Source organism: Vibrio litoralis DSM 17657, assembly GCF_000426765.1.
GTDB lineage: Bacteria > Pseudomonadota > Gammaproteobacteria > Enterobacterales > Vibrionaceae > Vibrio > Vibrio litoralis.
The window spans coordinates 170,416-182,484 of sequence record NZ_KE384566.1 but is presented as its reverse complement, the minus strand read 5'-3'; the positions used below and the strand labels follow the sequence as shown (position 1 = coordinate 182,484).

At 42.3% G+C, this 12,069-nt stretch carries 13 protein-coding genes; 7 read left to right on the top strand and 6 right to left on the bottom strand.

Annotation, left to right across the window (positions count from 1 at the left end; all coding sequences use genetic code 11):
* Positions 1 to 26 precede the first annotated feature (26 nt).
* Genes K358_RS0111165 through K358_RS0111155 form a run of 3 tightly spaced genes read left to right on the top strand, consistent with a single transcriptional unit; the run spans position 27 to position 1,132 of the window.
* A complete protein-coding gene (locus tag K358_RS0111165; RefSeq protein WP_027696900.1) occupies positions 27 to 338 on the top strand; it encodes a DUF3301 domain-containing protein in 312 nt (103 codons plus the stop codon).
* 58 nt (positions 339 to 396) lie between these two features.
* A complete protein-coding gene (locus tag K358_RS0111160) occupies positions 397 to 678 on the top strand; it encodes a hypothetical protein (RefSeq protein WP_027696899.1) in 282 nt (93 codons plus the stop codon).
* Between the two features lies 1 nt (position 679).
* The gene (locus tag K358_RS0111155) at positions 680 to 1,132 is read left to right on the top strand and encodes a YaiI/YqxD family protein (protein ID WP_027696898.1); all 453 of its coding nucleotides are present in this window, start codon (positions 680 to 682) and stop codon (positions 1,130 to 1,132) included.
* Positions 1,133 to 1,341: 209 nt separating this feature from the next.
* On the opposite strand, the gene K358_RS0111150 is transcribed toward K358_RS0111155, so the two are convergent.
* Positions 1,342 to 2,127 (bottom strand): Zn-ribbon-containing protein, encoded by a 786-nt coding sequence (locus tag K358_RS0111150; RefSeq protein WP_027696897.1) that lies wholly within the window; start codon positions 2,125 to 2,127, stop codon positions 1,342 to 1,344.
* 12 nt (positions 2,128 to 2,139) lie between these two features.
* Positions 2,140 to 2,685: a SecY-interacting protein gene (gene syd / locus K358_RS0111145; protein WP_027696896.1), complete on the bottom strand. Its 546-nt coding sequence runs from the start codon at positions 2,683 to 2,685 to the stop codon at positions 2,140 to 2,142.
* A 71-nt stretch (positions 2,686 to 2,756) separates the two neighbouring features.
* Here syd and queF point away from each other — a divergent pair, with 71 nt between their 5' ends.
* The 4 genes from queF (at position 2,757) to xni (ending at position 8,461) form a co-directional block, all read left to right on the top strand.
* Entirely contained in the window at positions 2,757 to 3,626 is an 870-nt protein-coding gene (gene queF / locus K358_RS0111140; protein WP_027696895.1) for an NADPH-dependent 7-cyano-7-deazaguanine reductase QueF, read from the top strand.
* A gap of 175 nt (positions 3,627 to 3,801) precedes the next feature.
* Positions 3,802 to 6,087, top strand: coding sequence for a tetratricopeptide repeat protein (locus tag K358_RS0111135; RefSeq protein WP_027696894.1), 2,286 nt, complete (start codon positions 3,802 to 3,804; stop codon positions 6,085 to 6,087).
* Between the two features lie 152 nt (positions 6,088 to 6,239).
* The gene (gene ppnN, locus K358_RS0111130) at positions 6,240 to 7,595 is read left to right on the top strand and encodes a nucleotide 5'-monophosphate nucleosidase PpnN (protein WP_027696893.1); all 1,356 of its coding nucleotides are present in this window, start codon (positions 6,240 to 6,242) and stop codon (positions 7,593 to 7,595) included.
* 95 nt (positions 7,596 to 7,690) lie between these two features.
* On the top strand, positions 7,691 to 8,461 hold the full coding sequence (xni, locus tag K358_RS0111125) for a flap endonuclease Xni (RefSeq protein WP_027696892.1): 771 nt from the start codon (positions 7,691 to 7,693) through the stop codon (positions 8,459 to 8,461).
* A 155-nt stretch (positions 8,462 to 8,616) separates the two neighbouring features.
* Here xni and rlmM read toward each other — a convergent pair whose 3' ends face one another.
* The 4 genes from rlmM to K358_RS18395 are packed head-to-tail and all read right to left on the bottom strand — an operon-like array spanning position 8,617 to position 11,758.
* Entirely contained in the window at positions 8,617 to 9,708 is a 1,092-nt protein-coding gene (rlmM, locus tag K358_RS0111120) for a 23S rRNA (cytidine(2498)-2'-O)-methyltransferase RlmM (RefSeq protein WP_027696891.1), read from the bottom strand.
* The gene (locus K358_RS0111115; RefSeq protein ID WP_027696890.1) at positions 9,705 to 10,148 is read right to left on the bottom strand and encodes a DUF423 domain-containing protein; all 444 of its coding nucleotides are present in this window, start codon (positions 10,146 to 10,148) and stop codon (positions 9,705 to 9,707) included. Before K358_RS0111115 ends, rlmM begins: the two co-directional genes overlap by 4 nt.
* A 15-nt stretch (positions 10,149 to 10,163) precedes the next feature.
* A complete protein-coding gene (locus K358_RS0111110; protein ID WP_027696889.1) occupies positions 10,164 to 10,808 on the bottom strand; it encodes an alpha/beta fold hydrolase in 645 nt (214 codons plus the stop codon).
* Positions 10,805 to 11,758: a transcriptional regulator GcvA gene (locus K358_RS18395; protein ID WP_051241288.1), complete on the bottom strand. Its 954-nt coding sequence runs from the start codon at positions 11,756 to 11,758 to the stop codon at positions 10,805 to 10,807. Before K358_RS18395 ends, K358_RS0111110 begins: the two co-directional genes overlap by 4 nt.
* Positions 11,759 to 12,069: the final 311 nt, after the last annotated feature.

Genomic DNA, 12,069 nt, shown 5'->3' with positions numbered 1-12,069 from the left:
CATAACATAATGGATAAGGATAGCCAATGATAACCGACTTACTGATGATCCTTTTGGTGGTATTCATCGCTTTCCTATTTTGGCAACAACGTAGACAATCCGAGCTAGCACACAAGGCGATTGCTCGTCATTGTGGACAGCTCGATTTACAACTACTGTCGGTGTCGCTATTACGTTATCAATTACGCTTACCGGACGGGCGTTTTCAATTTCATTCTTTATATCAGTTTGAATTTTCCGCCCGTGGTGACGACTATTACCAAGGCCGAGCAATTATGGTTGGTTTTAAAGTAGCCAAGTTTATGTTACCGCCCTACCGTATTGTTGAAAGTGACTAATTAAAAAGAGACTAACTCGAAGAAGCTAAGTCGAAAAAAGACTAAAGAGACCCGAAGCATGCAAACACACGATGTAACACAAGAACTACATAGAGTACTTTCTGCCATCACCGAAGAAGGTAAGCAGCCAAGCGTGGCATTGGTTAAGTCTAGACTTTCTATGCCCGTTCCAATGCCGGCTATTATCGCCACTTTAAAATCTTGGAAGTCATCCAACAAAGTACCTAAAGTAGAAATTGCCAGCGAGAAAACCGCCCTATCGGCAGAAGAGCGCATTGCCCAATTAGAAAAACAAGTGCAAGAATTGACTCAACGCTTAACCGCGCTAGAAGGGAAATAACATGAAAATTTGGGTTGATGCTGACGCGTGTCCGAAAACCATCAGAGAAACCATCTGTCGCGCGGCAGAACGCACCGGCATTACTACAACTTTTATTGCCAACCACTTAGTGCCCGTCCCGAAGCGCAATAATATTCACAGCGTACAAGTCGAAAGTGGTTTTGATATTGCGGATAATGAAATCGTACGTCGTGTCGAAGTCGGCGATCTCGTGATCACCTCAGACATCCCTCTCGCCGATGAAGTGATCACCAAAGGCGGCCAAGCATTAAGCTCGCGCGGTGAGCTTTATACCAAAGACACCATCAAAGCTCGTCTGAATATTCGTGATTTTATGGATACCATGCGTTCAAGTGGTGTTCAAAGCGGAGGTCCGCCGCCACTCTCCCAAACCGATAAGCGTGAATTTGCTAATCATTTGGATCGGATATTGGCGAAAGGCCGGAACTCGTAGCTCGGCCGCTGCGCTTCTCGTTGCTCGTTGCTCGTTGCTCGTTGCTCGTTGCTCGTTGAAAGATTTCAGTTCCTTGAAAAATATAAAGCGAGTTCATTTCTATTTTATTACACTAAATTTATAGCACCTTCCCCGAGTTACGAGTAGCAAAGCGCCCTAGTCACGAGCAACGACTCCATCGGCCCTCATGTCTAAGCGCCGTCTAATAATTACTTCAAATGATCCCAAGACAAATTCGACACAATCCGACAATCATCACATTTGAAATAGAAGATATCATGCAGCGGTTGTTCGAGTTTCCAATCACCACCACAACGAGGGCAAGGTCGATTCTGCTCGGCTTGCAAGCTTTCACCACCGACTCGATATAAATAGTAATAGGTTGGGATCTTGGTGATGTACTCTAGTCGACCACGTAGATCCCATCCTCGGCGGAATAAATCACTGTCTACTTGAGCAATTTCTTTTAAGCCAGCATGTTCAGCTTCACAAGCACCAGCCATTTGCAATTCATCACATGCCTGCCACTCGGTTTGCCATTTTACTAACGACTTATGGTCGCCATTTAAGGTAGGTGGATTATGATACAAAGGGATAGGCCTAAAAGTATCCCCGCAGCGTAATGGTGAGCATGAGTGAACAAAAGTGGTATATAAAACCTGCCAACTCGGTGTGTTTTGCTCATCAAATGACACCGTTTGCTCAGAGTTAAGATCTTGCCCTAGAACCTTCACTTTTGGTGCTAGTACTTTTGCCTCTGTTAGTCGTTGCAAGCAGACTTTGACATAATCGGAATGGTAATCAGCGTGTAAGCTATTTGCTTCAGGGCAAATCAAACGAGCGCGAAATTCACCATCACCAATAATTATCGGAAACTCTCGCCCGAGAATCTGGCCGTTATAGCGCAAAGCATCAAATAAACCGTTAATCGCCTTTTCTACCGCGTCGATAGTGGTGTTATCAAAACATTCAAATCGTAATTCAACTACGTACACTTAAAACCCCGACTACACTTCTGCTTGGCATTGTAATAAAAACTGCTCGATATTAGGCGATAACACATCACGCTTATCGGTTCCTAATCGCTCTAAAATCACTTCACCAGAAATATTGCAGATTGAAATCACATCCAACTCAGCATCAGTGGTACCAATAAAAATGGTTGGTTTTAATTTTAAGCGCCGCTGCGTCACTAGGTGGCCTAAAATATTTTCTTGTAGACGAATAAAGTCTTCATCACTCCATACTTGCAGTAGAGTAAATGGCTTTCCTTTCCAAGACAAAGTCAGATCGGCGCTATACTGTGAACCATAAAAAGTCTTTACATCAGGGTGAATAATTAGCTCAATACCGCGTTCTAAATCGCTAAAATCCGCTAATTCATCACGCTCTTGAGGTAGCCATTCAATATTTTGGCCATCAGTACGTTGCACGCAAGGTGAAGGAATGCCCTCCATTTCATTGGCGATAGGAAAGCTTTTATAGGCCTCCTGCCATTTATCCACAAATTCTGTGGTTAAAACCGCTAATGCCTGGGCAATATTGTGATTCATTTAGGACTCCCTGATGACAGTTAACTTTTGATTCAGTAATATTCAAACAAATTTCGGATAAGAGAAGTATCATGACCCACTCATCAAAGCAGACAAAATATGCTAATGCCAAAGAATTGCAAGGATTAACATTAGGTCAAGCGACACAATATAGCCATGACTATGATGCGAGCCTTTTACAGCCTGTTCCACGTAGCTTAAATCGCGATGATTTGGGGTTAAATGATTCTACTGCACTACCTTTTGTCGGTGGCGATATTTGGACGCTTTATGAGCTTTCATGGTTAAACAACAAGGGTCTACCACAAGTAGCAATTGGTGATGTGACTCTCCCGCCGACTAGCCCTAACTTGATTGAATCTAAATCTTTCAAACTCTACCTCAATAGCTTTAACCAAACTCGTTTTGAATCTTGGCAGCAAGTTGAGCAAATTATCGCTCAAGATTTATCTAATTGCGCAGGAGAAGCGGTAGAAGTCATACTACGTCCGCTAAGCCACTATACTCAGCAGCCAATCACCACTATGCAAGGTCAATGTATTGATGAGCAAGATATTGAGATCACAGACTACCAATTTGATGAAAGCTACCTTGAAGGTTCTACCACCCCTCAAGAAGTCAGTGAGTGCTTACATAGTCACTTATTGAAATCGAACTGCTTAATTACCAATCAACCTGATTGGGGTAGTGTTGAGATCGAATACACTGGCAATAAAATCAATCAAGAATCTCTACTACGCTACCTAGTATCATTCCGTGAGCACAACGAATTCCATGAACAATGCGTTGAACGTATTTTTTGTGACATCATGAAATACTGCCAACCGGAAAAGTTAAGTGTTTATGCACGCTATACCCGTCGTGGCGGGCTGGACATCAATCCATTTCGCTCCACTCACCTAACCAAACCAAGCCAAATGACTCGAATGGCGCGTCAGTAACCTCGCACCGAGCGATAATCTCAAAATGTAGGCTTATTCTCACTTGCGACTCAACAACTTGTCGCAATAATGCTAAGCTATTCAAACTCAAGTAACCTAAAAATGCCGAATTGAGAGCACTTTAGGTGACTTGGGTGTCATTCACTCCGTACCGCTTCTTAGAGATAACGTAACTATGAAAAAGATCCTTTGGATATGTATCGCTTTTATGCTGACATTCAGCTCTGCGCTTCAGGCCAAAGTCTATCTATCCCCTGTTCTCAATGAAGCACATAAATTGCTTAGCGTCACTCCCGAACAGTCCTTAGAAATCACCAAGCAATATATTTCTTCTCGCAAATTAGTCTCCACCAAAGACCAAGACTACACGTTATCGCGAGAAGGAAGTGAAAAAACTATTCGAACGCCTTCAACGACTATTGAAGCGCTACAAATTATGGCTAGTGCCTACTACGAATTAGGCGAACAAAACCTAGCATTTATTACCTTAAAAGAAGCTGAAGCCTTAGCCAAAAAATATCAAGTCATCCAACCATTAATTACAACCGAGTTGGCCTATACGCAATTGCTTTGGCACTGGACCAAAGATTTCGAACGTGTTCAAAAGCATATTGATGAAATTACGGTGCAAGTAAAAAAGGAGACGACCAATAAAAATTGGCAGCAAGAAACCTTGTATAAAATCAACATGTTAGAAGCTGAAATAAATAGCTACATAGGAAATCAAATCAAAGCAACAACCGCTTTCCAGCTGGCTCATAATTATTTAGCGAGTGGAAAGTCTGTCCCTTTGACTATCGACTATCATCTGCGTTTAGGCCGACATTACTTATCAAAAGACCAATATGATCAATCCTTAACTGAACTACTCACCGCCTACTGGTTGGCCGTTGAAGAAAGTGATAGCGTTGAATTAGCTCGAACCAACCTTTTGCTCGCACAACTCTTCTATACTCGACAAGTGTTTGACAAAGCAATAGATCATGCCACAGAAGCGGCTGATTTTTATGATAACTATCCGCACTCAGTAGCGCTTTCAGACACGGTAAAATTAATGGCAGATATTTTCTTTAAGCAAGGAAAATACAACTTAGCTTTAGTCAATTATTTGAATGTGTTAGATAATGAAATCAATCAAAGAGACATTAAACAGGTCATACAGCTACGAATTGATATATCAACAACCTATTTAAAGCTATTTGATATCACCCATGCTGAACATTATTTAAACCAAGCAGAAATGTTGGTAGAACACAGTAACTATCCTGAATTAAAGGCCAAAACGCTCCTATTGAGAGGGGCGATTTCTCTACCTAAGAATGATATGGAGATTGCCATATCAAGTAGCACTCAAGCACTGGAGATTGCCAAAAGCACACAAGATAAATACTTACAAATGCAAGCTTACCAAGTGCTATCAGAAGCCTACCAACAGGATAAAGATTACCAGCAAGCTTTGACTATGCAGCAGCAGTATCAGCGTCTATGGCAAAACCAACAAGATCAATTTAATGCGGTTAACGAAGATGTGTTTCGTAAACAGAAAGATATCATTGAAAAGTCATTACATTATGCAGGCCTTGAAGACGATTTAATTTACCTCGATAGGCAATATGCCAAATATCAACGCGCTACGATTATCACAGGGATAGTGGCCTTTATGCTGCTATGCTTGGTGATCCGCCGTGGCTATTTAAATCAAAAAATACGTGAAGAAGTTGAAACTCAAACCATCGACTTATATACCCACCCAAGATCCGGCTTACAGAATCTCAAACTGTTGAATGCCAAACTACCAAAATCATTAGAACGCAGTAATGCGGTATTTGAACAATGGCGACTAGGTGAGCTTATCAATGAGCCACTCAGTGACCGCTTAAACTTTGTGATGTTCGATTTTCCATTTCTACGAAACGTATACTTAAAACAAGGCTATCAAGCAGGTCTCGATGTTGAGAAACAGTTCGGTGACTACATGAAAGAGTTAATCATCAAACCAGCTCGCCTATACCACTTCTCTGATGGGTTGTTTTTATACATAGAGCCTAAAGGTGAAGCGCAAAACACACCGGAATATTTCTGTGAAAAAATTCAAAACTGGATTAACCAATTTGAACCAAACCGCAATATAGATCGTCACTTTAGAATGGGCATAGCGGAATACCCATTTTTACCGCGCGCCTATACCGCTATTAACGATAAAGAATTGATTGATATTCTATTTATGGCAATTTATCTGGCACGCAAAATCAAAAAACGCTATTCCCCGCAAGAGCCTTCTAATTGGGTACACTTAACCGCTATCGAAAATGCGCCAGCCGCCAGTTTTGCTGGTAACGATATTCGCCATGCTTGTGAGCAAGCGGTAGAGCAAGGACTCATCAAAATTCACACCTCGGGTGGTCATGATGAAATCGCCAAAGCCATTTTGCGTAACGATGATAGTAACCAAAAGCGTTAATTTGTCTGGTAATCTAAAAGAACATCACTGAGATCACGAGCTTATCGATAAATATTACTCATCGCATATAGCGAAATAAAGCAAACCTGTGTAATGTGAAAGCCCCCCTACCGAAAAAATCATAATTCATAATCGGTGACAAGGAGCTTTCTATGATTACGCAAATTAGCCCGATGGGCAGTTTAGATTTATTGTCTCAATTAGAAGTTAACAAGTTAAAAAAAGCCGCTTCAAGCGATCTCTACCAACTCTATCGCAGCTGTTCTCTCGCGGTCTTAAATTCCGGCAGCCATACTGATGATTCTGAACAGTTACTAAAATTAAACGAATCTTTTGAAATTGAAGTACTGCGACGCGAGCGCGGTATTAAACTCGAACTGACCGATCCACCTGAGCACGCTTTCGTTGACGGTACTATCATTAAAGGGATTCAGGCTCACCTATTCTCGGTGTTGCGAGACATTGTCTTTTTACACTTACACTTGGCTGATAGCCAACGCCTGCATCTGACTGATTCCACGCAAATCACCAACCAAGTATTCGGCATTTTACGTAATGCTAAAGCACTGAAAACCGGCACCGATCCTAATCTTGTTGTCTGCTGGGGTGGTCACTCCATCAACCCTATTGAGTACCAATATACTCGTGAAGTAGGTAATGAACTTGGTTTACGTGAAATGAATATTTGTACCGGGTGTGGTCCTGGGGCGATGGAAGGGCCAATGAAAGGTGCTGCGGTTGGACATGCTAAACAACGCTACTCTAACCAACGTTATATAGGCTTAACTGAGCCCTCAATTATTGCGGCAGAGCCACCGAATCCAATCGTCAACGAACTGATCATCATGCCGGATATCGAAAAGCGTTTAGAAGGCTTTGTTCGTTTAGGCCACGGGATTATCATTTTCCCAGGTGGCCCGGGAACCGCTGAAGAATTGCTGTATATTCTCGGCATATTGATGCACCCAGATAATGCTGATCAACCTTTACCACTTGTGCTTACTGGACCAAAAGAAAGTGAAGCTTACTTCCGTTCTATTGATCAATTTATTCATGATACGCTCGGCCCTGAAGCTCAAAAGCATTATCAAATCGTGATTGGCGATCCCGCTAAAGCTGCGCGAATCATGAAAGAAGCTATGCCGAAAGTGAAAGAGCACCGTAAGTCTCATGAAGATGCCTATAGCTTCAACTGGTCACTACATATCGCACCAGACTTCCAAGCGCCATTTGAACCCACACATGAATCAATGTCAGCGCTTGATCTACACCTAGAGCAACCACCAGAAAAGCTGGCTGCCAACTTACGTAAAGCTTTCTCTGGTATTGTTGCGGGTAACGTAAAATCGGAAGGCATTCGTGAAATTAAAAAACACGGCCCATTCATCATTGATGGTGACCGTAACTTGATGGAAAAAATGGATACCTTATTGAATGACTTTGTTGAGCAGAAACGAATGAAACTACCGGGCTCTGAATACATTCCTTGTTACCGTGTTGCTCGTTAATCAATAAAATTCAACTCTACAACTCGCTGAATTTGCTACAATGGCTTTGATTTTTTATAGATCAAAGCCATTTTTATTCTGTGTTAGGAGAAGTTATGTCAATTCACTTGGTGATCATCGATGCCCTCAACCTGATCCGTCGAGTGCACTCCGCGCAACCTGATGCCAACGACATTGACCGTACCATCACTACCACCAGCCGAACCATCAATAAGATTCTGGCTGAATCACAACCGACTCATATCATTGCGGTATTTGATCATCATCTGCAAGACCGAGGTTGGCGAGCACAAGTTCTACCTAGCTATAAAGAAGACCGTAAACCCATGCCCGCACCGCTTCTTACTGGCTTAGAAAAGATCCAATCAGCTTGGTGGGAGCTTGGCATAGATTCATTACTTTCCGATGGCGATGAAGCTGATGACTTAGTGGCAACACTTGCATACAAGGTCGCATCGGCAGGCGAGAAAGCCACCATCATCTCAACCGATAAAGGCTACTGCCAACTACTCTCACCCAATATTCAGATTCGCGATTATTTCCAACATCGCTGGCTAGATGCACCATTTATCGAGCAAGAATTTGGCGTCAAACCAGAACAACTTGACGATTACTGGGGATTAGTTGGAATTAGCTCAAGCAAGGTTCCCGGTATTCCTGGTATTGGACCGAAAGCAGCGAAAGAAATATTGCGGCAATATGGCGATATAGAAACGGCTTATGCCGCAGAAGACTTAGTGCCTAAATATCGTAAAAAGTTTGATGAGCATATTGAATTAGCACGCACCTGCAAAAAAATTGCAGCGTTACAGACGGATATGAAGCTAGGGTTTAATTTGCAGGATGTGAGATATCTAGGTTCCTAGTTCCTGGTTTCGAGTTTCGAGTTTCGAGTTTCGAGTTTCGAGAGTATTTTATTAAATTTGAGCAAAAAAAAAGCCGAGAGAACATATTATTCTCTCAGCTTTTGCTTTTTCTCGTAGCGCAGCGAACACGTCACTCGGAGCGAAGCGCCCTGCTTTTAATATGGCGAAATATTCTTCAAGATCTGCACATGTACGGTGATTTCTTCACGGTCATGATACAAATGCTTCGCTTGTAGCTTGAAAGGTACATCGTTTTCTTTAAAGAAGATCTTCAAGTTTTCAATGTCTTCCAATACTTCATCGTAACGGCCTTTCATCGGCAGTTTTAAGTTAAAGATCGCTTCTTTAGCTAGACCACGGATTAACCATTCACCCATTAGTTGAGCAACGCGAGATGGTTTCTCAATCATATCACACACTAACCAAGTGACATTCTTCTTAGCAGGCTCAAATTTAAAGCCATCTGCTGCGTGGTATTTAACCTGACCAGTATCCATCAAGCTTTGCGCCATTGCACCATTATCCACCGCGTGAACAAACATAGAACGTTTAACTAATTGATACGTCCAACCGCCCGGGCAAGCGCCTAAATCAACCGCCCACATACCTGGTGCTAAGCGTGTATCCCACTCTTCTTTAGGAATGAAAACATGAAACGCTTCTTCCAGTTTCAACGTTGAGCGACTTGGCGCATCAGATGGGAATTTTAAACGTGGGATCCCCATAAAGAACTGCGAGTTGTTTTGGGATAATGAGTAACCGACATAGCAATGCCCCGGCGCGACAAAACACACATGTAACACTGGCTTTTTGGCATTATCTTTAGCAAACAAGAAGCCTTTACCACGCATCGCACTACGCATAGGTACCGTAAACTTACGGCAGAATTTTAGTAACTCTTTAGCTTCGTTAGTATCTGGCGTTTCAACACGAATATCGCCGCAGGTTGGGAATTTTTCCTGCGCTTCAATCGCCGCTAAAATTGGCGAAATACGATCTTCTGTCGGTAAATCGGTTAATGCATCAGCCACCGCAATCATCTGGCGAGCAAAGATCAACGCTTTAAAGTCGAGAAGTTTGATCAGCTTATCCGCATCACCTTCTTGGTAACACTCAAAAAGCACGTAACCCGATTGTTTTTTCACACGGGGAAAACCAAAAATCTCTAAGTTATTGGCTTTATCTTGGATTTCTCCTGCGCATTCTTTTTCAAAACCAGAACGGCAGTAAAGTAAAACGTGTTTCACAGTGTCACCTTATTTAATCGTAAAACGGATAGAGCAAAGATAATCCAGCCCAACATAAAAAAAACACCGCCTAATGGGGTAATTGGGCCAAACCATTTTATTCCTGTTAAAGCCAGCGCATATAAGCTGCCACTAAAACAAAGGATGCCGATGATAAAGCAAATACCAGCATATGCCACACCTTTACGCCCTTTCTCTGAGTATTCGGCTGATTGAGAAGTAGAATTCGGTGCAGTGATCATCAACATTATCCCACAGACCAACAGCGCAAAAGTATGCCACGCTTGATATTGTACTCCAGTTTTAAACACACCAAGTAAATACTCAGGTAAATGGTGTGATAAACCATGAGCGGCAAAGGCACCGAGCGCTACGGTAACTAACCCAGAAAACCCTGCAAAAGCGAGAATCTTCTGACCTCTGCATTTTGAAATAGACATGATTTTTCTCCTATATCACTGAGTATAATCTTCAATAAAGGCCATCATTTTGCTAACCGCCAATGCTCGATTACCTTGCTCAGTAAAACCGGATTTTACTCTAGGCTTTAAGCTATGATCGCCATCAGGAATGAAGTCGACATGAATGGCATCAGAAAAAGCAAATGACTGACACTCCTCTTTAGTGCCAAAAGTATCGCGCTCACCTTGTAAAATTAACGTCGGTTTAGTGATATTCACTAAATGTTCGCCTTTATAGTTTTCAGGCTTACCCGGCGGATGAAAAGGAAATCCTAAACACATCACTCCGGTCACTAATGGATGTTCCGATAAATGGCTGGCCATGCGCCCCCCCATCGATTTACCTGCAAGAAATAAATGCTGCCCTTCGCGGTGAAAATTATTAATTTGTTCTTCAAAATCCGCCAATAGTTTGGGCGCACGATCGGGCGGTCTTTTTTTACCATCTTGTGCGCGAGTTACCATATAAGGGAAATTAAATCGTACTACCCGCACTCCATGAGCCGCTAACTTTTCGGCCATGTCAGCCATAAACTCATGATCCATTCCTGCGCCAGCACCATGGGCAAGTAATACTGTCACTGCCGCCTTGTCATCACCATCAATCATGATTTTATGTAGTTGTGACTCTAGACTCATACTTTCTCCTCAGTATCACTGACAGTGCCAATTTCTTCGCCGATTTCATCGAGTAGTTGGTCTTGCTCACTGGCCGCTTTGCTAAGCATCCAATCTCGGAACGTTGCTACGCGCCCAACATCAGCTTGCTTAGTATCACACACTACATAGAAAGCATTTTTACTGATCAGAACTTCATCAAATGGCTGCACTAAACGGCCAGAATCTAAATCAGGTTGGGCAAGCACATTATTCACTAGCGCGATGCCTTGGCCATGCATTGCCGCTTGGATCACCATGGTTGAGTGACTGAATATTGGACCGTGATTAACGTTAACCCCTTCAATATCATGCTCTTTGGTAAACTGCTTCCAGTACTTACGCGAACTATCATGCAGCAACGTATGATTTTTTATGTCAGCTAAACAATTTAATGGCTTACTACCGAGTAGTAGTTGGGGTGAGCAAACTGGGATCAAACATTCTAAATACAGCTTATCCGCACGTACACCCGGCCAATTACCACGGCCATAATAGATCGCCACATCAACATCGTCAGAAAGCAATCCTTCATCCATATCGACCGCTTTGATGCGCACATCGATATCGGGCTCTTGAGCGTTAAAGTCCGCCAAACGTGGAACTAACCATTGAATGGCAAAACTTGGGGTTAAACTAATGGTTAGCGCCCCTTTTTCACTACGCTCTAACACCTTATCGGTGGCATCAGAAATCGAAGTAAAAATATCTTTGATATCTAAAAAGTAGCTCTGCCCTTCTTCTGTCAGCAATAAAGAGCGATTACGACGTCGAAATAACTTGATACCTAAAAACTCTTCTAATGCTTTTACTTGGTGACTGACCGCCGCTTGTGTAACAAAAAGTTCTTCTGCCGCACGAGTAAAGCTCAAGTATCGAGCGGCTGCTTCAAACACTCGTAATGAATTCAAAGGGGGTAAACGTCTAGCCATAAATCAAACCTTTATTTAGTAGTCAAATGACAGCATTGTTTTAACAACATTATTACGCATTAATTTTTCTCATGCGAAGCATTATAAATTGTCCATTGCTGAAGTGCCATGAAAACTCTATATTTCATCCCACATTAATGAGTTACAGAATTTATCTCAAACCTGTAGATCTGTGATTGACTAATGCTAATGTTGTGTTTGCATTAACTCTTTTGAGTTTTATGACCAAGGGTAATACTCCCTCATTACTCTTGAGTCCTGATTATTTGATAGTGAATCAAATTTATGCACAGTTAGATTTATTCTAGCTG

Excerpts from the sequence above, each read along its gene's own strand:
- K358_RS0111155 (WP_027696898.1), top strand. The coding sequence starts at position 680 with ATGAAAATTTGGGTTGATGCTGACGCGTGTCCGAAAACCATCAGAGAA.
- K358_RS0111115 (WP_027696890.1), bottom strand. The coding sequence starts at position 10,148 with ATGTCTATTTCAAAATGCAGAGGTCAGAAGATTCTCGCTTTTGCAGGG.
- K358_RS0111135 (WP_027696894.1), top strand. The coding sequence starts at position 3,802 with ATGAAAAAGATCCTTTGGATATGTATCGCTTTTATGCTGACATTCAGC.
- K358_RS0111165 (WP_027696900.1), top strand. The coding sequence starts at position 27 with ATGATAACCGACTTACTGATGATCCTTTTGGTGGTATTCATCGCTTTC.
- syd (WP_027696896.1), bottom strand. The coding sequence starts at position 2,685 with ATGAATCACAATATTGCCCAGGCATTAGCGGTTTTAACCACAGAATTT.
- xni (WP_027696892.1), top strand. The coding sequence starts at position 7,691 with ATGTCAATTCACTTGGTGATCATCGATGCCCTCAACCTGATCCGTCGA.
- K358_RS0111110 (WP_027696889.1), bottom strand. The coding sequence starts at position 10,808 with ATGAGTCTAGAGTCACAACTACATAAAATCATGATTGATGGTGATGAC.
- K358_RS18395 (WP_051241288.1), bottom strand. The coding sequence starts at position 11,758 with ATGGCTAGACGTTTACCCCCTTTGAATTCATTACGAGTGTTTGAAGCA.
- ppnN (WP_027696893.1), top strand. The coding sequence starts at position 6,240 with ATGATTACGCAAATTAGCCCGATGGGCAGTTTAGATTTATTGTCTCAA.
- queF (WP_027696895.1), top strand. The coding sequence starts at position 2,757 with ATGACCCACTCATCAAAGCAGACAAAATATGCTAATGCCAAAGAATTG.
- K358_RS0111160 (WP_027696899.1), top strand. The coding sequence starts at position 397 with ATGCAAACACACGATGTAACACAAGAACTACATAGAGTACTTTCTGCC.